26 protein-coding genes are annotated in these 25,760 nt (G+C 72.8%); 8 read left to right on the top strand and 18 right to left on the bottom strand.

The annotated features are described in order from the left end of the window. Positions 1 to 60 precede the first annotated feature (60 nt). Positions 61 to 441 (bottom strand): RNA-binding S4 domain-containing protein, encoded by a 381-nt coding sequence (locus IF55_RS03980; RefSeq protein WP_030874361.1) that lies wholly within the window; start codon positions 439 to 441, stop codon positions 61 to 63. Between the two features lie 348 nt (positions 442 to 789). Here IF55_RS03980 and IF55_RS03975 point away from each other — a divergent pair, with 348 nt between their 5' ends. Continuing rightward, a complete protein-coding gene (locus tag IF55_RS03975; protein WP_030874364.1) occupies positions 790 to 1,716 on the top strand; it encodes a phosphatidylinositol-specific phospholipase C in 927 nt (308 codons plus the stop codon). 28 nt (positions 1,717 to 1,744) lie between these two features. On the opposite strand, the gene IF55_RS03970 is transcribed toward IF55_RS03975, so the two are convergent. Beyond that, complete coding sequence (locus IF55_RS03970) at positions 1,745 to 2,371, bottom strand: YigZ family protein (RefSeq protein ID WP_030874366.1); 627 nt, start codon at positions 2,369 to 2,371, stop codon at positions 1,745 to 1,747. 89 nt (positions 2,372 to 2,460) lie between these two features. Between IF55_RS03970 and IF55_RS03965 the strand changes: the two genes are divergently transcribed. Then, a complete protein-coding gene (locus IF55_RS03965) occupies positions 2,461 to 2,868 on the top strand; it encodes a CoA-binding protein (protein ID WP_030874368.1) in 408 nt (135 codons plus the stop codon). Between the two features lie 76 nt (positions 2,869 to 2,944). After that, complete coding sequence (locus IF55_RS03960) at positions 2,945 to 3,433, top strand: GNAT family N-acetyltransferase (RefSeq protein WP_030874370.1); 489 nt, start codon at positions 2,945 to 2,947, stop codon at positions 3,431 to 3,433. Between the two features lie 80 nt (positions 3,434 to 3,513). Here the strand turns inward: IF55_RS03960 and IF55_RS03955 are convergent, their stop codons facing one another. After that, positions 3,514 to 4,068 carry a YbaK/EbsC family protein gene (locus IF55_RS03955; protein WP_030874373.1) on the bottom strand — a complete coding sequence of 185 codons (555 nt, stop codon included), beginning with the start codon at positions 4,066 to 4,068 and terminating at the stop codon, positions 3,514 to 3,516. Between the two features lie 68 nt (positions 4,069 to 4,136). Next, the gene (locus tag IF55_RS03950; RefSeq protein ID WP_030874375.1) at positions 4,137 to 4,709 is read right to left on the bottom strand and encodes a helix-turn-helix domain-containing protein; all 573 of its coding nucleotides are present in this window, start codon (positions 4,707 to 4,709) and stop codon (positions 4,137 to 4,139) included. A 93-nt stretch (positions 4,710 to 4,802) separates the two neighbouring features. Here IF55_RS03950 and IF55_RS03945 point away from each other — a divergent pair, with 93 nt between their 5' ends. Further along, positions 4,803 to 5,669, top strand: a complete 867-nt coding sequence (locus IF55_RS03945; RefSeq protein ID WP_030874377.1) for a DMT family transporter — start codon at positions 4,803 to 4,805, stop codon at positions 5,667 to 5,669. A 96-nt stretch (positions 5,670 to 5,765) separates the two neighbouring features. Here the strand turns inward: IF55_RS03945 and IF55_RS03940 are convergent, their stop codons facing one another. Beyond that, positions 5,766 to 8,555 (bottom strand): aminotransferase class I/II-fold pyridoxal phosphate-dependent enzyme, encoded by a 2,790-nt coding sequence (locus IF55_RS03940; protein ID WP_063763853.1) that lies wholly within the window; start codon positions 8,553 to 8,555, stop codon positions 5,766 to 5,768. Between IF55_RS03940 and IF55_RS39160 the strand changes: the two genes are divergently transcribed. Beyond that, entirely contained in the window at positions 8,554 to 8,694 is a 141-nt protein-coding gene (locus IF55_RS39160) for a hypothetical protein (protein ID WP_157854229.1), read from the top strand. The genes IF55_RS03940 and IF55_RS39160 overlap by 2 nt on opposite strands. 51 nt (positions 8,695 to 8,745) lie before the next feature. Here IF55_RS39160 and IF55_RS03935 read toward each other — a convergent pair whose 3' ends face one another. From IF55_RS03935 to IF55_RS03910, 6 genes are all read right to left on the bottom strand, one after another. Then, on the bottom strand, positions 8,746 to 9,639 hold the full coding sequence (locus IF55_RS03935) for an acyltransferase (RefSeq protein ID WP_078643561.1): 894 nt from the start codon (positions 9,637 to 9,639) through the stop codon (positions 8,746 to 8,748). A gap of 80 nt (positions 9,640 to 9,719) precedes the next feature. Further along, the gene (locus tag IF55_RS03930) at positions 9,720 to 10,487 is read right to left on the bottom strand and encodes a sulfite exporter TauE/SafE family protein (protein WP_030874383.1); all 768 of its coding nucleotides are present in this window, start codon (positions 10,485 to 10,487) and stop codon (positions 9,720 to 9,722) included. Positions 10,488 to 10,616: 129 nt separating this feature from the next. After that, complete coding sequence (locus IF55_RS03925) at positions 10,617 to 11,405, bottom strand: GntR family transcriptional regulator (RefSeq protein WP_048831501.1); 789 nt, start codon at positions 11,403 to 11,405, stop codon at positions 10,617 to 10,619. Between the two features lie 299 nt (positions 11,406 to 11,704). Further along, positions 11,705 to 12,235 (bottom strand): gamma carbonic anhydrase family protein, encoded by a 531-nt coding sequence (locus tag IF55_RS03920; RefSeq protein WP_030874389.1) that lies wholly within the window; start codon positions 12,233 to 12,235, stop codon positions 11,705 to 11,707. A 281-nt stretch (positions 12,236 to 12,516) separates the two neighbouring features. Beyond that, a complete protein-coding gene (locus tag IF55_RS03915) occupies positions 12,517 to 13,182 on the bottom strand; it encodes a DedA family protein (RefSeq protein WP_030874390.1) in 666 nt (221 codons plus the stop codon). A gap of 186 nt (positions 13,183 to 13,368) precedes the next feature. Then, a complete protein-coding gene (locus IF55_RS03910) occupies positions 13,369 to 13,821 on the bottom strand; it encodes a DUF4442 domain-containing protein (protein WP_030874393.1) in 453 nt (150 codons plus the stop codon). Between the two features lie 179 nt (positions 13,822 to 14,000). Here IF55_RS03910 and IF55_RS03905 point away from each other — a divergent pair, with 179 nt between their 5' ends. Together IF55_RS03905 and IF55_RS03900 are read left to right on the top strand one after the other, a co-directional pair. Continuing rightward, on the top strand, positions 14,001 to 15,101 hold the full coding sequence (locus IF55_RS03905) for a DUF8017 domain-containing protein (protein WP_030874395.1): 1,101 nt from the start codon (positions 14,001 to 14,003) through the stop codon (positions 15,099 to 15,101). A gap of 174 nt (positions 15,102 to 15,275) precedes the next feature. After that, complete coding sequence (locus tag IF55_RS03900; protein WP_078643558.1) at positions 15,276 to 16,646, top strand: MFS transporter; 1,371 nt, start codon at positions 15,276 to 15,278, stop codon at positions 16,644 to 16,646. Between the two features lie 59 nt (positions 16,647 to 16,705). On the opposite strand, the gene IF55_RS03895 is transcribed toward IF55_RS03900, so the two are convergent. The 5 genes from IF55_RS03895 to IF55_RS03880 form a co-directional block, all read right to left on the bottom strand. After that, entirely contained in the window at positions 16,706 to 17,551 is an 846-nt protein-coding gene (locus IF55_RS03895; protein ID WP_030874399.1) for a spermidine synthase, read from the bottom strand. Positions 17,552 to 17,785: 234 nt separating this feature from the next. Further along, the gene (locus IF55_RS03890; protein ID WP_030874401.1) at positions 17,786 to 18,628 is read right to left on the bottom strand and encodes a patatin-like phospholipase family protein; all 843 of its coding nucleotides are present in this window, start codon (positions 18,626 to 18,628) and stop codon (positions 17,786 to 17,788) included. A gap of 235 nt (positions 18,629 to 18,863) precedes the next feature. Continuing rightward, positions 18,864 to 20,045, bottom strand: coding sequence for an elongation factor Tu (tuf, locus tag IF55_RS03885; RefSeq protein WP_030874404.1), 1,182 nt, complete (start codon positions 20,043 to 20,045; stop codon positions 18,864 to 18,866). Positions 20,046 to 20,145: 100 nt separating this feature from the next. Then, complete coding sequence (locus IF55_RS39155; RefSeq protein ID WP_157854230.1) at positions 20,146 to 20,292, bottom strand: hypothetical protein; 147 nt, start codon at positions 20,290 to 20,292, stop codon at positions 20,146 to 20,148. A gap of 72 nt (positions 20,293 to 20,364) precedes the next feature. After that, positions 20,365 to 21,318 carry a LysR family transcriptional regulator gene (locus IF55_RS03880; protein ID WP_030874406.1) on the bottom strand — a complete coding sequence of 318 codons (954 nt, stop codon included), beginning with the start codon at positions 21,316 to 21,318 and terminating at the stop codon, positions 20,365 to 20,367. Positions 21,319 to 21,390: 72 nt separating this feature from the next. Here IF55_RS03880 and IF55_RS03875 point away from each other — a divergent pair, with 72 nt between their 5' ends. Further along, on the top strand, positions 21,391 to 22,287 hold the full coding sequence (locus IF55_RS03875; RefSeq protein WP_030874408.1) for a dihydrodipicolinate synthase family protein: 897 nt from the start codon (positions 21,391 to 21,393) through the stop codon (positions 22,285 to 22,287). A gap of 40 nt (positions 22,288 to 22,327) precedes the next feature. Here IF55_RS03875 and IF55_RS35905 read toward each other — a convergent pair whose 3' ends face one another. Continuing rightward, a complete protein-coding gene (locus tag IF55_RS35905) occupies positions 22,328 to 25,231 on the bottom strand; it encodes a caspase, EACC1-associated type (RefSeq protein WP_051775984.1) in 2,904 nt (967 codons plus the stop codon). Next, positions 25,218 to 25,583 carry an effector-associated constant component EACC1 gene (locus IF55_RS03865; RefSeq protein WP_030874413.1) on the bottom strand — a complete coding sequence of 122 codons (366 nt, stop codon included), beginning with the start codon at positions 25,581 to 25,583 and terminating at the stop codon, positions 25,218 to 25,220. Before IF55_RS03865 ends, IF55_RS35905 begins: the two co-directional genes overlap by 14 nt. Positions 25,584 to 25,760: the final 177 nt, after the last annotated feature.

Here is a 25,760-nt window from a genome sequence, read left to right as displayed (position 1 = left end):
GAGCCCGCGGGGGGTTCCACGGCGGGGGCGCGGGCCGGTGCGGTCCGCGCCCCCGCGGCCTTATGGCCGCTCGCGGCGCAGCGCCTCCATGTCCCGGCGGTCGCGCTTCGTAGGCCGCCCGGCGCCGCGGTCGCGCTGGGCGACCGGCAGCGTGGCCTCGCGGGGCGGCGCTGGCGGACTGTTGTCGACGAAGCACTGGGCGGCGACGGGCGCGCCGACCCGCTTGCGCACGAGGCGCGAGACGACGACGGTCTTCTCGAAGCCGGCCTGGCGCAGCCGCACCTCGTCCCCGGGCCGCAGCGGCTGGGCCGGCTTGGCGCGCTCACCATTGACGCGAACATGACCGGCGCGGCACGCGGCGGCGGCCAGCGCGCGTGTCTTCGTGAGCCGTACGGACCAGATCCAACTGTCGACCCGCACGGTCCCCTCGTCTGAAGCCATGCACACGACTCTATAGCCAGGGTCCGACAACACGCCGCGAGCACACAGCCGGGGCCCGACAACACCCCCCCGACCACACAGCCGGGGTCCGATGGCACGCCCCGACCACACAGCCGGGGTCCGACGACACGCCGCGAGCGAGGACGGCGGCGGTCGGGCCGGGCCGGGGCCGAGCGGGTCACACGCGCCCCGTAAGCCACCCTGACCACCCTGATCGCACGGACCACGCTGAGCGGCCGGTTTCGCCCCCTTAACGCCACGGGCCTGTTCAGGCCATAATCCGACGGCCAGTCATCCGACGGCCCGTGACTCGACGGCCCGTCAGCCGATCGTCGAGGGGACGGATACATGAGCGTGGACCGGCGCGGATTCCTGCGGGGCGCGACGGCGCTGTCGGCCGCCGGACTGCTGGCGTACGCGGGCGGGGCCCCGGCCTCGGCCGCTCCCCCGGCCGCCCCGGCGCGCGGGCCCGCCCGCACCCGCGCCCGTACCCTCTCCGGCCAGGACTGGCTGTCCGGGATCGCGGACAGCGTCCCCGTACAGCGCCTCACGCTGCCGGGCACGCACGACTCGGGCGCGCGGCACGGCGGCGCGTACGTGGCGTGCCAGACCCTGACCATCGCGGAGCAACTGGCCGCGGGCATCCGGTTCCTGGACGTCCGCTGCCGCGCCGTGGACGGTGTCTTCGCCATCCACCACGCGGCGTTCTACCAGAAGCTGATGTTCGGCGATGTCCTCATAGCCTGCCGGGACTTCCTGCGCGCACACCCCTCGGAGACCGTACTGATGCGCGTCAAGCAGGAGTACTCGGAGGTCGCCGACGCGGAGTTCCGCAAGATCTTCGACGTCTATCTGGACGGCAAGGGCTGGCGTTCGCTGTTCCGGCTGGACGGCACGCTGCCGACGCTGGGCGAGGCGCGGGGGAAGGTCGTGCTCCTCGGCGACAATGGCGGTCTGCCCGGGGTGCGCTATGGGGACGGACGGCTCTTCGACATCCAGGACGACTACATGGCGGAGCCCTTCGCCAAGTACCCCAAGATCGAGGCCCAGTTCCGCAAGGCCGCGCGGGAGCCCGGCAAGCTCTACATGAACTATGTGAGCACCGCGGCCCTGATGCCGCCCGTATGGAACGCGAACCGCCTCAACCCCCAGGTCCGCGCGTTCCTCGGCAGCACGGAGGCCCAGGGCTGGACCGGGCTCGGCATCGTGCCCATGGACTTCCCGACCGCCACGTCCGGGCTGATCGAGGCGGCGATCCAGCACAACCCGAGGTGAGCCGGCGCCGACGCCTCCCATCTGGGCCTCACGCGTCCATGTACGCCTCACCGCCGAGTTCGAAGTGCGCCGTCCCGGCGGTGGTGTTGGCGAGCCAGGCCCGGAAGGGTTCGATGTCGGCCTCCGGGAGCCCGATCTCGATGCGCACGTCGGCGCCGTAGCCGACGTCGCGCACCGTGCGGCCGGTGGCGCGCAGGTCGTTCTCCAGCCGCCCGGCCCGCTGGTGGTCGATGACCACCGTCGCCAGCCGGAACCGCTGCCGGGTGACGGTGCCCAGGGCGTCGAGGGCCTCGCCGACCACCCCGCCGTACGCGCGGATGAGCCCGCCCGCGCCGAGCTTGACGCCGCCGAAGTAGCGGGTGACGACGGCGACCGCGTACCGGATCTCGCGCCGTACGAGCATCTGGAGCATCGGCACGCCCGCCGTCCCGCCGGGCTCGCCGTCGTCGCTGGCCTTCTGGACGCCGCCGTCGGCCCCGATGACGTACGCGAAGCAGTGGTGCCGGGCGGCGGGGTGCTCCCTGCGGACGCGCTCGATGACGCCCTGAGCCTCCTCCTCGGTGGCGGCGGGCGCGAGCGCGCAGATGAAGCGCGACTTGTTGATCTCGATCTCGTGGACGCCTTCGCGCGCCACCGTCCGGTACTGCTCCTGCATCCCGTCACCCTATGCCGAACCCCGCCGGACGCCGCCGCCGACCGGGGGAACGGCGGGAATGCGCGGTCGCGGACCCTCGTTGACCGGGCATGTACGCAGACGACGCCACGCTCCGCCGGATTCTGACCGCCACGGGCGACACCTGGGCGGTGGTCGGCCTGTCCACCAACCGGCGACGCGCCGCCTACCGCGTCGCCGAGGTCCTCCAGCGCTACGGCAAGCGCGTCGTGCCCGTACACCCCAAGGCCGAGACGGTGCACGGGGAGCGCGGCTACGCCTCCCTGTCGGAGATCGACTTTCCCGTCGACGTGGTGGACGTGTTCGTCAACTCCCGTCTGGCGGGTCCGGTGGCCGACGAGGCCGTGGCGATCGGCGCGCAGGCCGTCTGGTTCCAGTTGGGAGTGGTCGACGAGGCTGCGTACGAGCGTACCCGCGCGGCGGGCCTCGACATGGTCATGGACCGCTGCCCGGCGATCGAGATCCCGCGGCTGGGGTGACGGTCTCCGCGACGGGCGGCGCGGCGGGCGTCGACGAGACCGCGACGGCCGGCGGGACCTGCGCTACCGTCGGTCGATGATCGAGATACGCGTGGCGCGCCCCTCCGACGCGCCGGAACTGGTCCGCTTGCGCCGTCTGATGTTCGGCGACATGGAGGGCGAGGGCGCCCCGGGCGCGTGGGAGGCCGACGCCGTGGAGATGGCCCGCGAGCAGTTGTCGGTCCCCAGCCCGCGCCTCGGGGCGTTCGTCGTGGACGGGACGGACGAGGACGGGCGGCCGCTGCTCGCCGCCTGCGCGGTGGGCAGCGTCGAGACGCGGCTGCCGGGCCCCCGCCGCCCCACGGGGCTCTTCGGTTTCATCTTCAATGTCTGCACCGATCCGCGGTACCGGGGGCGCGGCTACGCCCGCGCGACGACGGAGGCGCTGCTCGACTGGTTCGCGGAGCAGGGGGTGTCCCGCGTCGATCTGCACGCCAGCGAGGACGCCGAGCCGCTGTACCGGAGCCTGGGCTTCCACGAGCACTCGATCGCGCTGTCCCTCGATGTCTCGGGGCGGGGCCGGTAGCGGGCGAGCGACGGGCGATCGGCGGCCCGTCCGGATGCCGAGCCCCTTCGCATGCCGGCCCCTTCCCATGCCGAGCGGCTTCAGATGCCGAGTCCGTCCAGCACCGTGGCGCCGGGGAGTTCGGCGAGCGCCCGGCCGGGGACGATCAGCTTGCCGCGGCGGCTGCCGCTGCCGATGAGGACGTGCGGGCTGTCGGCGACGGCCGCGTCCACCAGCACCGGCCAGCCGGCGGGCAGCCCGATCGGGGTGACGCCGCCGTACTCCATGCCGGTGGCGCCGAGCGCGGTGTCCATGGCGGCGAAGGACGCCTTGCGGGCGCCGAGGTGGCGGCGTACGACGCCGTTGACGTCGGCGCGGGCGCGGCCGAGCACGAGGGCGGCGGCGAGCGTGGCCTCGCCGCCGCGCTTGGCGGAGATGACGACGCAGTTCGCGGACTGCTCCAGCAGCCACGGCCCGTAGGTCTCCACGAAGACCGCGGTGTCGGCCTTCTCGGGGTCGGTGTCCACGTACAGCAGTTGCTCGGCGGGCACGGTGCCGCGCCAGCCGCGTACGGCCTCGGCGACCGGCGCGGTCAGCAGGTCGAGGCATTCCGTCGCGGGGCGGACCTTGTCGAAGGCGTCCATCGGCGTACTCATGCGCGTCAAGCTAACAGCCCTCGCGGGCACGGCCCGCGCCGGATCCGGCGGCCTCGGAGCCGGTGGCATCAGCGCACGGGCGGCACGGACACCGCCATCGTCATCTCGACGGGTTCGCCGCCGTCGTTGCGGTAGGCGTGCGGGGCGCCCGCCTCGAAGAACGCGGAGGCGCCGGTCGGGACGGTGTGCGCCGTCCCGTCGACGACGAGGGTGAGTTCGCCGGCCGCGACGTGGACGAGTTCGGTGGTGCCGGGCGGATGCGGATCGGACTCGCTGCCCTCGCCTGGCTCGATCCGCCACTCCCACATCTCCAGCGGCCCGTCCGCCTCCGCGCCGACGAGCAGCGTGCTGTGGCTGCCGGCCTCGGTGGACCACATCCGTACGGCCCGTGCCGCCGGTACGACGCGTACCCGGGCGTCCTGATCGTGGTCGAGGAGCGTGGTGATGCTGATGGCGAGAGCGTCGGCGAGCTTCACGGTGGTGCCGACGCTGGGGTTGGTACGGGCCTGCTCGATCTGGATGATCATGCCGCGGCTGACGCCGGAGCGTGCCGCGAGGGCGTCGAGGGTGAAGCCGCGCTCGCCCCGCCAGCGTTTGAGATTGCGGGCGAGCGACTGCGTGAGCTGATCGAGGTCCGTCATCGTCCGTCCAATATACTCAATGACACAGTCCAATGAAGTGCACTACGGTGTGCTGGACCACACCGTCCACCACACTGTACTTCGAGGCCCCGCATGACCGTGCTCTACGCCCTGGCCACCAGCTTCCTGTGGGGGCTCGCCGACTTCGGCGGCGGCCTGCTCACCCGCCGCATGCCCGCCCTGACCGTGGTCGTCGTCTCCCAGGCCCTGGCCGTGGCGGTGCTCGGCGCGATCGTCGTCGCCACCGGCGGCTGGCGCGAGGCCGGCCCGGAGCTGTGGTTCGCGGCGGCGGCCGGAGTGGTCGGGCCCGCCGCGATGCTCTGCTTCTACCGCGCCCTGGCGATGGGCCCGATGGGCGTCGTCTCGCCGGTCGGGGCGCTGGGCGGCGTCGTGGTGCCGCTCGGCGTCGGGCTGATGCTCGGCGAACGGCCCGGCCTGCTCCAGTTCGCCGGCATCGCGATCGCCGTGGCGGGTGTCGTGCTCGCCAGCGGCCCCCAGGTGGGCGGCGCTCCCGTGGCGCGGCAGACGCTGGCGCTCACGCTCGTCGCGGCCTTCGGCTTCGGCTCGGTGATGGCGCTGATCGCCGCGGCGTCCCACACCCTGACCGGCCTCTTCCTCGCCCTCTTCGTCCAGCGCGTGTGCAATGTGGCGGTCGGCGGCACCGCGCTGTACGCCTCCGTACGCCGCGGCACCCCGGCCCTCCCCGAGGGCGGCACGAGCGCCGTACGGGCCGCGCTGCCCGCCCTCGCCTTCGTCGGCCTCGCGGACGTGGCGGCCAACGGCACGTACAACCTGGCCGCGCACAGCGGCCCGGTGACGGTGGCGGCGGTGCTCGCCTCCCTCTACCCGGTGGTCACCGCGCTCGCCGCCCGCGGCTTCCTCGACGAGCGGCTGCGCGTCGTCCAGGCGGCGGGCGCGGGGCTGGCGCTGGTGGGCACGGTGCTGCTGGCGTCGAGGTGACGCGGTCCCGGCCGGCGTCGCCTCGGCCGTCGGCCCCTCGCTCCCCCGCGTGCTTCAGCGTTCCCCAACCGCCGGCCCCTCGCCCTCCCGCGTACGTCAGCGCTTCCCGGCCGCCGGGCCCCCGCCCTCCCCCGTACCAGCGGGCGTCCCGCCACCGTCGCCGGCGCCGACGAGGGCCGACCGTACGAACACCCGGTACCCGCATTCCGGGTCGAATCCGTGGATCTCCTTGGTGTCCAAGGCATCCATGAAATCGAGAATATCCTCGCTGAACTCCTGACCCGGCACCAGGATCGGAAAGCCCGGCGGATACGGGGTGACGAAGATCGCCGAAACGACCGGCTGACCGGCCTCGACCCGGCGTCGCGCCTCACCGGGCGACACGAACTCGCACAGTTCTTCTCGATAGGCCATGTAATAGGCCTTACGCATGTCCCCGTCGCCCGCCGCGCCGGCGGGGTCGGCACGGAAAGTGTCGTGGAACCGGGAGAAATCGGGGAGCGGCGGGTGGTCGTGGGTCAGCGCGTCGACCCGGAGGTCGAAAGCGCGCTTCTTCTCAGGCGTCAACTGGCCGGTTTCGGCCTCCAATTCCACCGCGATGCCGAGCAGCGCCCGGAGGAGATGCGCGGCGGCCGTGCGGGGCGTGCCGATATTCGTCATCGCCAATACCGTGTTGCGGGTGGTCTTGTTGATCTGAATGCCCCAGCGGTCCATGAGTTGCGCGTGCTTGAAGGTGTCGCCGTCGATGCCCGTCGCGGAGATCTCGATGGTCAGCCGACAGGGGTCGAGGACGAACTCATCGGTGTTCCACGCCTCTTCCATCGCCACCGGCCCGGCGTGCAGCGGACAGTCGCCGCCCCGCCGCCGGTACTCGTCGGGGATCAGCTCGCTGCTGCCGAGCACCCGGAAATACTTCGCGAGCAGGGGGTGCCCGGCGATCCGGTCGCGCAGCGTCATCGCCAGCTCGACCTGGCGCGACACCAGTTCGAACCCTTCCAGCTCGACCTGGCGCCGGCCGACGTCGAGGGACGCCAGCACCTGGTAGTTCGGAGAGGTCGACGTGTGCGTCATATAGGCCTCGTGGAATGCCTCCTCGTTCCGCCAGCCGAATTCCTCGTCGTGGACGTGGATCATCGATCCCTGTCGCAACGAGGTCAGGGTCTTGTGCGTCGACTGTGTGGCGTAGGCGCGAATTCTGACCTTGTCCGGGTCCGGGAGCAGCGGCTCGCGCACCAGGTCGTCGTCCGCCATGCCGCGCATCCGCTGGACATGCCGCTCGTACTCGGCGCGGTATTCCGCCGTGCCGAAGCGTTCGGCCAGGCGGGCCGCCGCGGCCATCGCGGTCCGCCGCCGGTACACGGGGTGGAAACGGGCGAACGCGAACCACGCCTCGTCCCACAGGAAGACCAGGTCGGGCTTGATCGCGAGGCATTCGGCCATCACGCGTTCCACGTCGTACACGACGCCGTCGAAGGTGCAGTTCGTGAGCGATACCAATGCCACCTGGTCGAGTCTGCCCTCGCGCCGGTACGTCAGCAGCGTCCGTTTGATGTCGGACAGCGGAATCGCGCCGTACATGGAGAATTCGTCGATCGCGTAGCTGTCGAGATAGGAGACGTGGGAACCGGCGAGCACCTGCGCGTAGTGGTGGGATTTATGGCAGTTGCGGTCGACCAGGACGACGTCGCCCGGCGCCACCAGCGACTGGGTGACGATTTTGTTCGCGGTGGACGTCCCGTTGGTCACGAAGTAGGTCCGCCGCGCGCCGAAGGCACGGGCGGCCAGGTCCTGTGCCTCCTTGATCGGGCCATGCGGTTCCAGCAGCGAGTCCAGTCCACCGGCCGTCGCCGACGTCTCGGCCAGGAAGATGTTCAGCCCGTAGAAGTCGCACATGTCGTGGATCCACGGCGAGCGGACCACCGAGTTCCCGCGGGAGACCGGCAGGGCGTGGAACACTCCGCTCGGCTTACGGGCGTATTCCAGCAGCGCCGAGTAGAACGGCGTCCGGTAGCGTCGGCCGACGCCGCGCAGAATCGTCAGATGCAGGTCCAGGACGTCCTCCTGTTGCAGGAAGACCGAGTCGAATTCGTCCCCGATCTGCGTGGCGAGCTGTTCGATCGAGGCTTGTTCGACCAGGTAGAGATCCAGCTCGGGCCGTTCCCGCCGGATGCGGTGGGCGAGGGCGCGGGCCCGGTCGGCCGCGGTGAGGCGGTCGAGGTCGGGCGGTCCGACCGGCGGCAGCAATCGGTCGAGCAGCGTCAGGTCGAAGTCCGAATGGGTGTGGAAGTCAGGCCGGGCGACGACCGCCTGGATCCACGGGTTGACCAGGATCGCCACCATCGCGTCGACGAAATTCGACACGGCGACCACGCCGTAGACGAAGGGGTCCTCGCGGCGGCGCGACGCGCGCAGATCACGGTGGACCTTCGCCTCCTCAGTCTCGGAGAGGTCGGCGACCACCAGCACGTCGAACCGCGGCCGCCGGTCGGCGACGGTGCCCGTCCCGTCCTGTGCCACCGCGGCCGTGGCGTCCGGCACGTCGGCGAGCAGGCCGCGGCCGATCTGGGCGGCCGTCCGGCTCAGTTCGGCGTACGCCGGCTCGGAGGCCAGCCCGCGCAGGGTTTCCGCCACCTGCCGCCCCGGATGGCTGTAGTAGTGCGTGAGGACCTCGATGTCCGCGAGGTTCCGGTCGACGGCGGCCGTCGCCTCGGTCCGTTCGGCGGGGTCGAGGTCGGGGATCGCCAGCCTGCGCGCGGCGTCCGAGAGCGACCACCAGATATCGGTCTGCAATTGGGCGACGCTGTTGTACGCGGAGATCTCTTCCCCGGGCCGCGTCGGACCGCTGTCCCGCGCTGTGGATTCGGCGGCTCTCGTGGACCGTTCCATGATCGTCTCCGTGGTCCGGGGCGTTTACGGCCAGGCTAGAGTCGAGCCCGAGCCATCGCACCCGGAGCCCGCTGTGCTCGCCGTGCTCGCCCTGCTCGCCGCCGGCACGCTCGTACGGGCGCGAGCCCCGCAAAAGTGAGCCCGCTGAAGCCCGGGAGCGTGCGAGGCAGGCGTGCCGTGCGTGGCCCGGTCAGCGGTCCGCCGGGAAGGCCGGCGCGCCGGAGCCGTCCGGCTCCAGCTCCGACGCCGGCCCCAGCTCCGACGCTGGCGTCAGCTCAGGCGCCGAGGCCGATGCCGACCCCGGTCCCGACGCCGGCTCCGGCTCCGGCTCGGGTTCCAGCTCCGATGCCGCCAGCGCCAGGAGCTGTTCGGGGGTGACGCCCTCCGGGATCGGGGTGGGCGGCGGGGTCCGCAGGGGCGGTTGCCAGCCCGCCTCCGGGTCCCAGCGCCGTACGACCCGGGCGGGGGCCCCGGCGACCACGGCGTGATCGGGGACCTCGCCGCGGACCACCGCGCCCGCCGCGACGACGACGTTGCGGCCGAGCCGGGCGCCCGGCAGGATCACCGCGCCCGCGCCGAGCCAACTGCCGGTGCCTATCTCGACGGGCGCGGAGCGCGGCCACTGCTTCCCCACGGGCCGCTCCGGGTCGTCGTAGGAGTGGTTGTCGCTGGTGACGTAGGTGTACGGGCCGCAGAACACGTCGTTCCCGAACGTGACGGGCCGGGAGGCCACCACATGGCTGCCCCGGCCCAGCACCACGCCGTCGCCCAGGCGCAGGACCGGGTCCGGGCCGAGGTCGACGCCGGGCATCAGGCCGGCGGTGAGGGTGACCTGTTCGCCGATGACGCAATGGGCGCCGAGTTCGATCCAGGGCTCGCCGAAGACCGTGCCGAGCGGGAAGGCGAGCCGGGTGCCGTGGCCGATGGCCCGGAAGCGGTACGGGCCCGGGCGCTCGGCGGTGACGGCGCCGGCCTGCTGCACCCAGCGCCAGCCGCGGTGCACGGCGCGCGACACGGTCCGCCGCCGCCAGGCCGCGAGCGAAGCCGCCGGGTTGAATGAGAACGTGTTCCGGTCCTTCGGCACCCGCTCACGGTAGTCGGCGGCGTCAGGGGCGTTCAGACCCGTGAGCTGTGATCTTCACCCCACCCCGGCGCCGCCCTCGCTCAGCCGTGCAGCGCCAGGTAGGGGGCCACCGCCAGCAACGCCGCGACGAGGGCGTACTTCAGGGTGCGCGTGGGCAGGGCCCGCGCGATCTTCCAGCCGATGAGGACACCCGCGATCTCGGGCACGCCGACCAGGGCGGCGAGCCGCCAGTCGACGGCCCCGTGGGCCACGTAGCCCAGCGTGCCGATGCCCGCGATGACCACCGACTGGGCCTGGGCCGCCGCCAGCGACTCCAGCATGGGGACGCCCGCGGCGACCAGCAGCGGGACCGTGAGCATCGGTCCGCCGATGCCCACGATGCCGCTCGCCGCCGCCACCGCGAACCCCAGCGCCGCGATCCACGACGCCGCCGGGTGGCTCGCCCCCTCGCCGGGCCCGCCGTGGCGTTCGCGGTACCAGACGAGCACGGCGACGAGGGCCGCGAACGCCCCGAGCAACAGCCCGAACGCCCCTTTGGAGACCATGGTGTTGACCAGCACGCCCAGCGGTGTACCGATGACGGCGGCGCCGGCCAGGATCAGCGCGGTGCGGCGGGTGGCGGGGTCGCGCAACTGCCCGGAGCGCGTGTAGGCGGCGGTGGCCAGCGCGCCGGTCGCGATATGCGTGACGATCGCGGTGCCCGCCACCTCGGCCGGGGCGAGCCGGGTCAGCGCGAACAGCCCGATCGTCGGCAGCACGCCGCCCGGCCCGAGCGCGGTGATGCCGATGCCTCCGGCGAGGCCGAAGAGAGCCAGCAGGGCGAGGGTCCAGGTGTTCAGATCGGCCACGAGTCGGCCTCCGGTCGGGCAGGGCGTACGAGCGCGCGCGTGCAGGGAGCGCTACGGACAGGCGCGCGCGTACGCGGCGCGGGTGAGAGAAGAGCGGCCCCTCCCGGAGCCGCGGGCTCGGGCTCGGCGTCAACCGGGGTGGGGCGCGCCCCGGTGCAAGGTGGCGTGCAGAGTGAGCCGGTCCGCGCGGATGTGCAGGGACTCCGCGTCGACGGGGCGGCCGTCGGCGAGGTGCGTGAGCCGGTCGATGGCGAACACAGCCGCGCCCACGGGGACGTCCAGTAGCCCGGCGACATCCGGGCCGGCCGTGACGGCGTGCACCGCCACCTCCGCGCGGCCCAGCCGGCCGCCGGTCGTCTCCTCGATCAGCGCGAACAGGTCGCGGCCGGCCAGATCCAGGTCCAGCAGCGGCACCCCGATGTCGGCGGCGAGGTAGGTCGCGTCCAGCGACAGCGGAAGCCCGCCCATGCGCCGTACGCGCTCGATGTAGACCGCCCCCGTGCCGGGCGCGAGGCTCAGCCGCTCCGCTACGGCCGCCGGCGGCTCCGCCACGCGGTGGGCCGCGCGCACCTCGTTGGTCAGCGGGCCGTACCCCGTCAGGGTCTCGGCCAGTCCGGCCAGCCGGTCCAGCCCGTGCCCGTACTTGGGCATCAGAACCGTGGTGCCGACGCCTCGGCGGCGGGCGATCAGCCCCTCGTCGCGCAGGATGCCCAGCGCCTCGCGGACCGCGTTGCGCGAGGCGTGGAACTGCGCGCCCAGGGCGCGCTCGTCGGGCAGGGTCCCGCTGTCGAAGGCGCCGCCGGTGATCTGCTGGCGCAGTACGTCCGCCACTTGCCGGGCCCGTCGCGCCCGGGGCTGCGAAGAGCCCGGCCGGGGCGAGCCGCCGGTGTCGGCTCCGTACGGTCTCCGCCCGCTCATACGTCCTCCCTCGCGCCTGCCGCCGGTGGCGGTGGTGGTGCGTTCAAGGCCGGTGACACTAGCCGAGCGCCATTACGCCAGTGTTACGCCACCCGTGATGACCTGCGTAAACGCGCTACCAGCGGGTTCGCGGAGGGAGCGGGCGGTTCCGCCGGACGGAGCGCTCGGGCTCGTACGGGCGAGGGCCGAGCGGCCAGGGCCGGGCGACGCGGGCCGGGCGACGTGGGCCGGGCGGCGAGGGCCGGGCGGAACGCTCGTGGGCGGCCGCCCGGCCCCCGTACGGCCGGTTCCCCGACGGGTCACTCGTGGAGCGCCGCCCGGTGCGCCTTGGCCAGCTCCAGATACATCGCCGCGTTCTCCCTGATGTGCTCGCGCTCCTCCTCGGTCAGCTCCCGCTTGACCTTGGCGGGCACTCCCGCCACGAGCGAGCCGGGCGGCACCCGCAGCCCCTGCGGGACCAGGGCCTGCGCCGCGATCAGCGAGCCCGCCCCGATGTGCGCTCCGTTGAGGACCGTGGCGCCCATGCCGATCAGCACCTCGTCCTCGACGGTGCAGCCGTGCAGCACCGCGTTGTGCCCCACCGATACGCGCTCGCCGACCGTGACCGGGAAGCCCGGGTCCACGTGCACGGTGCAGTTGTCCTGGATGTTGCTGTCAGCGCCGAGGATGATCGGCCCGCAGTCGGCGCGCAGCACGGCGTGGTACCAGAGGCTGGCGCCGGCGGCCACCGTGACATCGCCGACCACGACGGACGTCGGCGCCGCGAACGCCTGCGGATCGATCCGCGGCTCCGCGCCGCCCACCCCTGCGATCAGTGCCCGCTCCGCCATCGCCTTCTCCTCGCTCCCGCACCGCCGTCCGGTGCTCTCTCGGGTAGGTATCGCCGGGCAGGAACGTGCCGGCCGTACGCCGCGCCCACGCGCCCGGCCGTACACACCCTGCCCGGTACACACCCTGCCTGTACGTACGTGTCCGCACGCACCTGTCCGTACGCACCGTAGGCGACGCCCCGCGGCCCGGTGGGAGCCGCGGGGCGTCGCCTGCGAACGAGAAAGCCCGGAAGGGGGCCGGGAAAACCAAGAAAACCGAGAAAACCGCGAAAGGGTCCGGCTCAGTCGACGACCGTGGCCGCCTCCGGTGCGGCCTTGGTCCCGGCCGCCGCCTCCTCGGCGGCCTCGGCCTTCTTCTGCCGCCGCTTCATCACCAGCATCGAGCCGAGGCCGAAGAGCAGCGCGAGGACCAGGCCGACCCAGGCGAAGCTGCTGAGCCACTTCTCGGCGACCTTGCCGACGGAGTAGATGACCGCGACCGTGCCGCCCGCCCAGACGATGCCGCCGAGGACGTTGGCGATCAGGAACTTCCAGTACGGCATCTTGAGCACGCCCGCGAGCGGGCCGGCGAAGATCCGCAGCAGGGCGATGAAGCGGCCGACGAAGACGGCCCACATGCCCCACTTCTGGAACTGCCGCTCGGCCGTGGCCACGTGCTTGGGGCCGAAGTGCTTGGGGAATTTGCGGCCGAGCCACTCCAGCAGCGGTTTGCCGCCCTTGCGGCCGATCAGATAGCCGATGGAGTCGCCGATGATCGCGCCCGCGACCGCGCACGCGCCGAGCACGTACGGGTTGATGTGGTCCTGAGTGGCGGCCATCAGCGTGGCGCTGACGAGCACGATCTCGCCGGGCAGCGGGATGCCCAGGCTCTCCAGTCCGATGACCCCGCCGACCAGCAGGTACACCGCGACCGCGGGTACCGTCTCTAGCAGCCCGTCGATATGCAACGCCCGTTCCTCCCAGATTTTCCCACGTCATGCCCGGCGCGCCCCCGTGGGCGTACGCCGGGAAGCCTACTGGAGTAGGGGACTCGCTCCGCCGGCCTCGGGTTGAGCGAGGTGACCGGCGAGGTGGTCCGTGGGACGAGAGAGGTTACGCGCGGGACGGGCGGGGCCACGCGGCGGGGCGCGGGGTCAGGCGTTGGGGCGCAGGGTCCACACGATGGTCATCTCGCCGGTCACGGCGCCGTCCTCGCGCGTGATCGCGACGTTCACCGGGAATTCGGGGCGCCGGCCGGAGTCGAGTTCGGCGACCACGTCGGCGACGGGGCGGCCTATCTCGGCCGTCGCGGTGACTGGTCCCATGGCGAGCTTGCGGTAGCCGATCTCGGCCCGTACGGCCAGCGGTACGGCCCGGGAGAGCTGGTCCCCGAAGGCCGCGAGGACGATCGCGCCGCTCGCGGTCTCCCCGAGCGTGAACATGGCGCCCGCGTGCGGGCCCGCGACGTGGTTGTGGAATTCCTCCTGGTCGGGGAGGCGGACCACGGCGCGTTCGGGGGTGGTCTCGGTGAATTCGAGGCCCAGGGTGCGGGCCATGGGCACGGTGGCGGTGAGCATCGCGCCGATCGACGGCGGGGTTTCAGACATGCCGTGAAGTTACCAGCCGGTAGATAGTCGCGGAAGGGGCGGGATCACGGAAGAGACGGGGCCGCGGGAGGGGGGATGGGGTCGCGGGAGGGGCGGGGCGAGGGAGCGGGTGGGGTCGCGGGAGGGACGGGCGGTACGGCCGTAGCAGCGCCCCCGCCCGCCATCTATCGTTATCGGCCATGTGGCCAGGACAGCAGCCGCCCGGGGGCGAGCAGAACCCGCAGGACCCGAATCAGAACCCGTACCAGCAGCCGGGATACCCGCAGCCGGGGTATCAGCAGGCCGGGTACGAGCAGCCGGGATACCAGCAAGCGGGCCATCAGCAGGCGGGGCAGTACCAGCCGAACCCGTATCAGCAGCCGGGGTTCCAGCAGCCGAACCCGTACCAGCAGCCCGGCGGCCCGCAGCCGGGCGGGCAGTGGGGCCCGCCCATGCCGCCGGGCGCGCCTCGGCCCCCCGACGGCAAGCGCAAGCGCACCGCCATCGCGATCGGCACGGCCGTCGCCGTGGTCGCCGCCGCCGTGGTCGCCGGGATGTTCCTGTTCCAGGACGGCGACGGGAAGAAGAAGGAGGAGGCCAAGGGCGGGCAGAACGCCTCGCCGACCGCCGGTCCGTCCTCTTCCGCTTCGGGATCGGACTCGGATTCGGGCCGGGGCTCGGACTCGCAGGGCGGGAGCGAGGAGGACCCGGCCGACAATCCGCGCAGCGGCAGCAGCGACGTCAAGCCGGTGATCTCCGGGTGGAAGGCGGTCGCCAACCCGCTGCGCCACGACGCCTTCGACGTACCGCCGGACTGGCACGTGGCCTCCCCCGGACTGACCACCGGGTTCCAGGACGACAAGGGGCAAGGTGGCGTGGGGATGACCGCGCCCGCCTTCTACAAGCCGGACGTCTGCGCCAAGGGCACGCGCCAGGGCGGCGCGGGCACGAAGGGCGCGCAGAGCGCGAAGAGCCCGGCCCAGGCGGCGGAGGTCGAGGCGCTCAACTGGGTCTACTACGCCTACGACACCAAGAGGACCGGCCATCTGTCGGGCACCAAGTCGCAGCCGTTCAAGAGCGATCACGGGCTGACCGGGTTCTGGTCGTCGGCGAAGGTGACCGGCGTGAAGAAGACCGACAAGTGCTCCTCGGACGGCAAGGCGTTCACCGTTTCCTACAAGGACACCGCGGGCGACCTCGCGACGTGGGTGCTCTACACCGAAGTCGGCGTGAAGGACGAGCTGTCGGACGCCACCATCAAGAAGATCATGAGCACGCTGCGCCCGCTGCCGGTTTCCTGACCGTACGGGCCCGCGCCCCGGCCGTATGGGCCCGTGCCCTGACCGTACGGGCGCGTTGCCTGGTCGTACGGGCGCGCGCCCTGGTCGTACGGGAGCGTTGTCTGATCGTGCGGGGTCGGATTCGGACCGTATCCGAGTTGGCATCCGGGGTCGCGCCCAGGGATAGTCCGACCGGTGACCGAACCCTCCGCCACCGATCGCAGACGCCGCCCCGCCTGGGCGGGCCGCAACTACTCCCTGCTGACCGCCGCCGCCGTGGTCGCGGGCCTCGGCAACTCCGGCGCCCTGATCGCGGCGGCGTTCGCGGTGCTCCAGGCCGGCGGCGACGGCACGGACGCGGGGCTGGTGGCCGCGGCCCGTACGGTACCGCTCGTCCTCTTCCTGCTGGTCGGCGGGGCGATAGCCGACCGGCTGCCGCGGCACCGGGTGATGGTCGCCGCCAACGCCCTCAACTGCCTCTCGCAGGCCGCCTTCGCCGTGCTCGTCCTGGCCGGCGAGCCGCGGCTGTGGCAGATGGCGCTGCTCGCGGCGCTCGGCGGCACGGGGCAGGCGTTCTTCGCCCCCGCGGCCGAGGGCATGCTCATGTCGACGGTCACCGGCGAGCAGGCGGCCAAGGCGTTCGCGTTCTTCCGGATGGGCACCAACGGCGCCCAGATCGGCGGCGCCGCCCTCGGCGGAGCGCTCATCGCCGCCTTCGGGCCGGGCTGGGTGCTCGCCGTGGACGCCGTCGCCTTCGCGGTCGCGGGCGCGCTGCGCGCCTTCCTCGACGTCGGCCACATCCCGAAGCGGGAGCCCGGCGGCGGCATGCTGTCCGATCTGCGCGAGGGGTGGCGGGAGTTCACCGGCCGGCCGTGGCTGTGGACGATCGTCGTGCAGTTCGCGGTGGTCAACGCCGTGGTGGGGGCCGCCGAGTCGGTGTACGGGCCGCTGGTCGCCCGCGACGAGCTGGGCGGGGCCCGGCCCTGGGGCCTGGCGCTCGCCGCGTTCGGCGCCGGCACGATCTGCGGCGGCCTCCTGATGACCCGGTGGCGGCCGCGGCGGCTGCTGCTGGCGGGCACTCTGTGCGTGTTCCCCCTCGCCCTCCCCTCGGCCGGGCTGGCGGTCCCGGTGCCCGTACCGGCGCTGATCACGATCATGTTCGCGGTGGGCGTGACGCTGGAGGTGTTCGGCGTCTCCTGGATGACCGCGCTGCACCAGGAGATCCCGGAGGACAAGCTCTCGCGGGTCTCGGCGTACGACTGGTTCGGGTCGGTGGCGATGCTGCCGGTGGCCACCGCCCTGGCCGGGCCGATGGAGGAGCTCGTCGGCCGGCCGGCGGCGCTGTGGGGGTGCTCCGCGCTGATCGTGCTGCTGACGGCGGCGGTGCTCATGGTGCCGGAGGTGCGCGGCCTCGTGCGGAGGCCGGCGGAGCCGGCGACGGGGCTGCCGACGCCGGGGCTGCCGACGACGGCCACGGGAAGAGGCTCCGAGGAGGAGAACGGGGCGCGGGAGGACGGGGCGCGGGAGGACGGGAGCGGCAGGGCGAGCGCCTGCGCCGAGGGCTGAGGCGGGGGCGGAGGCAGCCGCGCGGGGTGCCCGGGGGACGGGCCCGGCCCGGCCGGGGGTCAACCGATGCTGAACGCCCCGTCCGGCGGTCTCGGCGAGGGCACCGCGTCGGCGTCGTGCACGGCCGCCGCCCCGGCGACGAAGCGCGCCAGCGCGTCCCCGTACTCGACGCGGGCCGGGAAGGCGTCCGCCGCGGTCCGCCGGGCCAGCGTCGCCACCGGGAGCTCGGCGTGCGAGGCGACGACGACGGTGTTGCCGAACCGCCGACCGCGCAGCACCGAGGGCTCCGCGATCAGACACAGTTCCTCGAAGACCGTGGCGAGCGTGGCCAGTTGGGACCGGAGGAAGCCGAAGGGGGCGCTGTCGGCGAGGTTGGCCAGATAACGGCCGCCGGGCCGCAGCACACGGGCCGCCGAACGCGCGTACTCGACGGAGGTGAGGTGCGCCGGGACCCGCGAGCCGCCGTAGACATCCGCGATGATCACGTCCGCCGAGCCGTCCGGCGCCTCCCCCAGCGCCGTACGGGCGTCCGCCGCCCGCACCTCGATCCCCGAACCGCCCGGCAGCGGCAGATGCTCCGCCACCAGGTCGAGCAGCCCGCGGTCCGCCTCGATCACCCACTGCCGGGAACCCGGACGCGTGACGGCCACGTACCGGGGCAGGGTCAGCGCGCCGCCCCCGAGATGCAGCACATCAAGGGGTTCGCCCGGCTCCCCGGCCACGTCCAGGACGTGCGCGAGCCTGCGCGCGTACTCGAACTCCAAGTGCGCCGGATCATCCAGATCCACATACGACTGCGGCGCCCCGTCCACCGCGAGCAACCACGCCCGCGGCCGGTCCACATCCGGCATCAACTTCGCGGTGCCATGGTCCACGGCGCGGGTCACGGGTATCGGCTCATCCACTCCCCCATTGTGCCGGGCCGGCCTGGAGCGCCGGGGCAGCTATACAAGCCTGCACCGGACGGGCCGACGGATGTACGGAGCCTACCGGCGTACGGGCGTACGGGCCCATCGGGCCGCCGGGGCCGGCCGGGGCGGGTGCAGGCGTACGGGAGGCCGGGGCCAGGAGCCAGGGCGGCGGGCCACCGACGCGGGCCGGGCCCGGGCGGGTGGCCGGTTCGTAGGAACCGCGGTGGCTTACCCGGCCCAGACGCCGGCGACGGCCTCGGCGTGGGCGGCGGCTTGGGTGCGGCCGGCGCGGGCGGCGGCGGCGCGGCGGGCGGGGTCGAGGGGGTTGCGGCCGAAGGCGGCGCGGGAGGCGCGGTCCGGCATGAGGACGGTGACGCGGGCGCCGGCGGCGGTGAGGGCGGCGGCCTGGGCGCGGGCGGTGGCGATCGGGCCGCCGCCCGTGGGGATCGGGGCGAGGACGACGACGCGGCCGCAGCCGTCGGCGAGGTCGGCGTTGGCGGCGGACCGTACGCCGCCGTCGATGTAGCGCTTCGCGCCGATCGTCACCGGCGGCCAGACGCCCGGCACCGCGCAACTGGCCGCGACGGCGTCGACGATCCCGACGCCGCTGGCGGCGTCGAAGGCCGTGAACTCCCCGGTGGCGGCGTCCACGGCCGTGACGAGGAGGCGTCGGGCGGGCCATTCGTGGGACAGCAGCCGCCGTTCGACGACGGCGCGGCGGTCGCTCTCCGGGACGGTGCGGGCGGCGAGGGCCATCCGGCCCATGCGGGCGCCGAACGTCCGCGCGTCGCGGGAGCGCAGGGCGCCCCAGACGTAGCGGGAGGCGAGGGCGGTGCCGACGCGGACGGCCACCTCGTCCTTGGGGTCGGTGAGCTGACGCTCGTACAGCGCGTCGAGGTCGAGCAGTCCGCTGGCGAGCTGGGCGCCGACGATGGAGCCGGCCGAGGTGCCGATGACCGTGTGGGCGGTGGTCAGGTCCACGCCCGCGGCGGCGAGGCCCGCGAGCATGCCGCTCTCCCAGCCGATGCCGGTGATGCCGCCTCCGCCGAGTACCAGTGCCGTGTCCGCCATCGCGACCGCCTCTCAGCTCCGGCCGCGGCCTTCCCGGTGCCGCCCGGGTGCCGCGGGGCCTGTCGGGGCGCAGTTTCGCATCCGGCGGCGCGTGGGAACACCGCGCCACGCGTAGGGGGCCGTGCGCGCCCGCGCACGGCCCCCGGCAGCGGGGCCCGCCACTTCGACGTGCCCCCGAGCCACCGGGGTACGGCTCCGCACCCCTGTGTCGCGGGGCCCCGCGCCGCTGATCAGGCTACGGGGCGACGGCCGTGACCGTGCCCGCCCCGACGGTGCGTCCGCCCTCGCGGATGGCGAATCCGAGGCCGATTTCGAGGGGCACGTCCCGGCCGAGCGAGACCGTCATGGTGACGGTCTCGCCAGGCCGGGCGACGCCTCGGAGGCCGAGGTCGACCTCGCCGGCGATGTCGGCGGTGCGCAGATGGAACTGCGGGCGGTAGCCCGTCGCGACGGGCGTGCGCCGGCCGCCCTCGGCCGCCGTGGTCAGGTACACGCGGGCGGTGAAGTGCCGCAGCGGGGCGATGCTGCCCGGCGCCGCGATCACATCGCCGCGCCGGACGTCGGCCCGCTGCACGCCGCGCAGCAGCAGCGCGACGCTGTCCCCCGCCTCGGCGGACTCCATCGGCTTGCCGAACGTCTCCACGCCGGTGACGTACGTGCTCCGGGCGCCCCCGGCGGAGCCGAGCAGTTCGACGCGGTCGCCGACGCGCACCCGGCCGCGTTCGACGGCGCCGGTCGCCACGGTGCCGCGGCCGGTGATGGTCAGGGCGTTCTCCACGGACAGCAGGAACGGCGCGTCCGTGTACCGCATCGGGGTGGGCACATAGGTGTCGACGGCGTCGAGCAGCGCCTCGATGGCGCCCGTCCAGCGCGGGTCGCCCTCCAGGGCGCGCAGCCCCGAGACCCGTACCACCGGTACGTGGTCCCCGTCGTAGCCGTGCGCGGTCAGCAGCTCGCGCGTCTCCAGTTCCACGAGGTCGATGAGGTCGTCCTCGCCCACGTCCGCCTTGTTCAGCGCGACGACGATGTGCCGCACCCCGACCCGGCGCGCGAGCAGGACGTGCTCGGCGGTCTGCGGCATGACCCCGTCCAGCGCGGAGACGACGAGGATCGCCCCGTCGAGCTGCGCCGCCCCCGTGATCATGTTCTTGACGAAGTCCGCGTGGCCGGGCATGTCGACGTGGGCGTAGTGCCGGGTGTCGGTCTCGTACTCGACGTGCGCGATGTTGATGGTGATGCCGCGAGCGGCCTCCTCGGGCGCCCGGTCGATGCGGTCGAACGGCACGAACGCGCCCGTACCGCGCGCGCTGAGCACTTTTGTGATGGCCGCGGTGAGCGTGGTCTTGCCATGGTCGACATGGCCCATGGTGCCGATGTTGAGGTGCGGCTTGGTGCGTACGTATGCCTGCTTGGACACGGCTGATTCCCTCGGTTCCGGTGAGAGCTGCGAAGACACGAGGACCCCGAGGACCGACCGACCCTCCCCCTACGGGGTCCGCCGGACAATCCGGGAAGGGTCAGCCTCGGGTGCAGTGGGCCGTGGAGAGCGACGCGTGGAAATCAACCGGGCCGACGGCAGCCTTCAGCCCGTCCGCGACAGCGGACGTGAGCGCGAGGAAGGCGTACCGGACCATGCGCCAATGGTCGCCGACGGCCTCCGCCACGTCGAATGATTTACCGCGCGGGGGGTGTTGGGGACGTAAGCCTCATCGTGGTGGCAGGAGCTGCTTATGACGTCATTCGGCCGGGCGCAGGGCGGCGGGGACGGCGGCGCGTAGCGCGTCCGCCGCAGCGGCTACGGCCGGGTGCCCGCCCGCTCCGCCGCGGACGGCGATCCTCGTGTGCCGATGGATCGGTACCCGCGTGAGCCGCACGGCGTCCGGCGGGTCGGAGGCGCCGAGCTGCGGCACCAGGGCCACGCCCTGTCCGGCCGCCACGAGCGCGAGCACGGTGGCGAAGTCGTCCACCCGATGGCGTATCCGTGGCCGGAATCCGGCGGCGTGGCAGGACCGCACGGTCATCGTGTGGCACATCGTTCCGGGGGACGCGGTGATCCAGGGGGCGTCGGCGCAGCCGCTGATCGTCGGCTCTGCGGGTCCTGCCGTTTCCGTCATCCCCTCCGGTTGTTCGGTGCCGGCTGCCCACCCGGGAGCCGACGCGGCGGCGGTCGCGAGGTACATCGCCTCGACGCACAGCGGTTCGGTCACGAGTCCGGGTTCGGGCGGGCAGGGGACGAAGTCGTAGTCATGGACGAGCGCGACATCCAGTTCGCCGGCGCGCAGCGCGTCGCCCACGGCCGCCGGGTCGACCTCGCGGACCAGGGGTTCCAGCGCCGGATGGCGCGTGGCGAGGTCGGCCAGCGCGGCGGGGACGAGCGCGCGGGCGGCGGTGGGGAAGACGCCGACGCGCAGCGGTCCCGCCGGGCCCTGGCGGGCCGCGGCGAGGTCGGCAGCGGCCTGTTCCAGGCGTTCGAGCACCGCTTCGGCGTGGTCGACCAGGTGGCGTCCGGCCGGGGTCAGCGTCACGCGTCGGCCGGTGCGTTCCAGCAGCGGCACCCCCGCCTCGCGTTCGAGGACGCTCAGTTGCTGGGAGACCGCCGAGGGGGTGAAGGCGAGCGCTTCGGCGACGGCGGCGATGGTGCCGCGCAGGGCGAGTTCCCGCAGCAGGCGAAGGCGACGGACATCGAGCATCGGATGAGCTTACGCTCGCCGTCGGAAAAGCGAACTGGACCTGCATGATCGGGTGCGGTCAGGCTCGTCGGCATGACGACTCGCACTCCCCCGCACGGGGTCCACATACCGCTCATCACGCCGTTCACCGCCGAGGGAGGGATCGCCGAGGACGCCTTGGAACGGCTCGCGTGCTCCATGCTCGACGCGGGCGCCGCGGGCCTGGTGGCCCTCGGGACCACCGGCGAGCCCGCGGCGCTGACGCGCCAGGAGAAGGACGCGGTCGTGGACGTCTGCGCTCGCGTCTGCCGGGCACGCGGGGCGGCGCTGACCGTCGGGGCGGGGACCAACGCGACCATGTCCAGCGCGGCCGACCTGGCGGAACTGGCCCGGTGGCCCGAGGCGACCGGCGCCCTGGTGCCCGTTCCGTACTTCACCCGGCCCACACCGGAGGGCGTACGGGCGCACTTCGCCGAACTGGCGGCCCGCAGCCCTGTTCCGCTGATCGTCTACCACGTCCCGTACCGCACCAGCCGGCCGCTCGACGCGCGGACTCTGCGGGAACTGGGCGAGCTGCCCGGGGTGGCCGGCGTCAAGTACGCGACCGGCGGCGTCGACCAGGCGGCGGTGGAGCTGCTCGGCGACGCGCCCGCGGGCTTCGCGGTGCTGGCGGGGGACGATGCCTTCGTGTCGCCGATGCTGGCGCTCGGGGCGGCGGGCGGCGTGCTGGCGTCGGCGCATCTGGCCCCGGAGCGGTTCGTGGAGTTGGCCGCGGCGTGGCGCGATGGGGATCTCGTACGGGCCCGGGCCCTGGGGCACGCGCTGGCGGCCGTGTCGGCGGCCGCGTTCGCCGAGCCGAACCCCGCGGTGATCAAGGGGGTGCTGCACGCGCGCGGTGTGATTCCCACCCCTGACGTGCGGCTGCCGCTGCTGCCGGCCGGCCGCGCCGCGGTGGACGCGGCCCTCAAGCGGCTGGCCGACATCGGTTGAGGCGGTCGCAGGGTGCGGTACCGGCCGTACCCCCCGCTCGTCACGCCTTCCGGTAGCAGATGGTGTAGGAGTGGGTCGGGAATTCGCTCGATCTCCAGGTGGCCCAGCCGTAGGAACCGCAGGCGGCCGCGTCGCGGTAGGTGGAGGTGCGGCCGGTGACGACGACGTTGGCGGCGTCGCAGGAGACGGCTTGGAAGTGCGGTTGCTCGCCTGATCCGGTGCGGAACAGGCAGGCACCGGTCTTGGCGCGGCCGGCGGCGTCCGGGTAGTTCATCGAGAGGCAGAAGGCGAGGTCGAGTTCGCTCCAGCGGGTCGAGACCTGGAGGCCCTGGTCGGCATTCGGGTACGCGTTGCAGCGCGATGTGTCGGATGTGCCCGTGAGCCGTGCTTTCACGGTGAAATTACCGACCCTGCACGTCGACTCGGTCCAATTGCTGCCGGCGGTGTTCGGGCCGTACACGCACTCGCCGGTCCGCGCGTGATAGGCGCTGCCGTACAGATAGCTGAGGCAGAGCGCGCGACGGTCGCCGGAATTGCCCACGGTGTAGTCGATGTCCGGCGTATCCCGGCATCCGCTGGTGTCCGAGGTGCCTTCGAGTACCCGGAGGACTTTGAAGGCGCGGTACTGGCAGTTCGCCGCCCTGAGCACCGGCTTTTGGTACGTACCGTCGTTGGTGAGGCAGTCCCCGACCCGCGCCGCCTTGATCACGCTCATCGTGGCGGCGGTCGGGCTCGGCGAATCGGTCGCGTCATCCGCCGCGGTCCCGGAATCCGCCGACGTGGTCTCCGAGCGCGTGGGCGATTCGGTGTCCGAGTCCGCGGCCGAGTCCGTGTCCCGTGTCGACGGCTCGTAACTCTCGGAGCTTCCCCCGGAGTTCTTGGCGCTGTCGGATTCGCTTTTGGACAGGTGGATCGGCAGCCATATCAGGGTCGCCAGGCAGAGCAGCACGACCGCGGTGACGGCGCCGCGTACGGCCGGTTTGGCGGGTGGCGTGGGGCCGGGTGCGGCGGCATCGGTCCCGGGCTTCGCCTCGGTTTTCGCTTCGGTTTTCGCCTCGCTCCGCGCCTGGGCCTTGGCTCCGGGCTTCGCCTCGGTCTTCGCGTCCGGTGAATTCACGGGCTGGGGCGGAGGCGGTGATGAGGGCGGCGGCGTGGACGATGCCTGGGGTTTCTCCGGGGCATCGTCCCTCGACTCGCTCTCACTTTCACGCTCGGGTTCCGGCTGCGGCGTCATGAGGGCGCGCAGGGCGCCGGCCCGTGCCTGGATCAGGGGAATGGCTTGGGCGATGGGCGGGTGGGCTCCGGACGTAGCAGGGCCGATGGCGGCGGAGCAGAGTTCTATGACGCGGGCGGGGGTCGGCCGCGCCTCGGGCGCCTTGGCCAAACACGCCTGTACGAGGCCGCGAACGTCCGCGTCCAGGGAACGCAGGTCGGGTTCCTCGTGCGCGATGAGATTGATGGTGCCGAGCGGGTCCTCGGCCGCGAAGGCGTCCTGCCCGGTGGCGAGGTAATAGATCGTGGCGCCCAGCGTGAAGGCGTCCGACGCGGGAGTGACCGGCTGCTTTCCCGTCGCCTGCTCGGGGGATTTATAGGCCGGTGTGCCCAGTTGCGTGTTGGTGCGCGTCATCAAGGTCGCCGCCACGGATTTGGCGATGCCGAAATCGATGACCCGCGGCCCTGTCTCGCCCAGCATGACGTTGGCGGGTTTCAGGTCGCGGTGTACGGCGTCGGCCGCGTGGATGTCCTTGAGCGCCCGGGCGATCCCGCGGGCGATCGCCAGGACGTCGCGGCTCGGCAGCGGGCCGGTTGCCGCGACGAGTTCGAGCAGGGACGGTCCGCAGACGTATTCGGCGGCCAGCCAGGGTTCGGGCGCGTCCGGGTCCGCGTCGAGGAGGCGCGCGACGTGATCGCCGCGTACGCGCCGGGCGACGTCGATCTCCCGGGCGAAACGCTGGGCGAACTGCGGGTCGCGGCCCAGTTCCGGTTTCAGCAGCTTGACGGCGACCGGGCGGCCGTCGGGCGTGATGGCGAGAAAGACCCGGCCGAGGCCGCCGGCGCCGAGGCGCGCCCGGAGTTCGTACGGACCGGCGTCGCGGGGATCGTCGTCCTTCAGCGGTTCGAAGTGGAAGGCGGGGATAGCGGGAGCGGCGGCCCGGCCACGTACGAAGAGGAACTGGTCGGGGCGGCCGCTGTGATGCAGGTCCGGTAACGGCTGAACGTCCGCGTCCGGAATGCGCGTCTCGCGCAGCCGACGCCTGACCTCGTCGTGGAGATTGGCGACGGTCGCGCCGATCGACTGCTCACCGTGCGCCCAGCGGACGGCTTCGGCCAGGAATTTGGTGAAATAGGTCAGCCCGCCGCCCGACTCTTCGAAGTACGTCTCCTGCGAATGCCCGCAGGCCGTCCAGATGTACGTGCCGGCGCCGCGCAGCGGGGTGGCGCTCTCGGCGTACTCCGTGACATTGGCGGCGGATTCGGCGTACTTCGTGGCGATTCCCGAGCAACAGCAGTCCAGGATCAGGATCTTGATGCGCGCCGCGCTGTTGCGTTCCATGTGCTGCCGCAGTTCGCGGAGGCGGAGCGAGGTCAAGAAGCGCTGTGCGGGGTCGTCGCTCGTATCCGTCAGGGCGAGCCCCAGGTCGTACCGGCCATTCTCGGGGAGCGGCAGGCCATGGCCGACGTAGTAGAACAGCAGCACGTCATCGACACCATGGATGAGCGAGGTAACGGTGCGCAGCAGCTTTCCGCTGTCCTGTTCATTCGGGAGTTCGCTGACGCGCTCCGGCGGCCATTCGCAGAGTCCGGTCAGGACCTCCCGCATTGCCGCGAGGCTGTTGAGCGCCGCCGGCATGGGCCTGCGTCCCTCAAAACCGGCCGTGTACTCCGAGTTCCCCAGCAGAATCGCCCGCGACCGACCGAAGTCGATGTCGTCACGCGGAATCATCCGCGCCCTCCGCGGGCTCCGGCGCCGTCTCCAGGGCCTGGGCCGCGGCGAGTACCTGCGGGAGTACGGCGCCCGCGGTGCGGCTGGTCACCTTGATCCGCCGGTCGCCCACCTCGATCTCGATCTCCGTCACCTGGGCCTCGATCCAGATCTGCAGCGCCCGCACCGCGGCCACGACCGGCCCGCCGGTCGCGCAGACCACCGCGAGGAAATCCCAGACCGTGCCCTGGCTATTGCGTTCCGGCGCCCGCGCCACGGGCCGCACCGTGACTCCCGGGTGCCCGCCCATCCATTCGCGGAGGTCTTCCAGCCGTCCGCCGTCATTCACACGTACGCGCAGTTCAACGGTCATCGTGCAGCAACACCACAGCTTCCCCCGGCAAGCCCCGCTGGTCGCCGTCCTCGTCGTCGGTGATGAATCCTGGACATGATGAATCCTGGACATGACGTGCAGTCGGAGATTAGCAGCGATCCACATGCCGCAGCCGCGGCTCGGCACCTGTCCACTCGCCTGGCGCGGCCGGCCTGA

Origin of the sequence: Streptomyces varsoviensis (genome assembly GCF_000718635.1) — a bacterium.
GTDB classification, from domain to species: Bacteria; Actinomycetota; Actinomycetes; order Streptomycetales; family Streptomycetaceae; genus Streptomyces; species Streptomyces varsoviensis.
The sequence above is the reverse complement of the archived record's forward strand: the minus strand, read 5'-3'. Positions and strand labels throughout refer to the sequence as shown.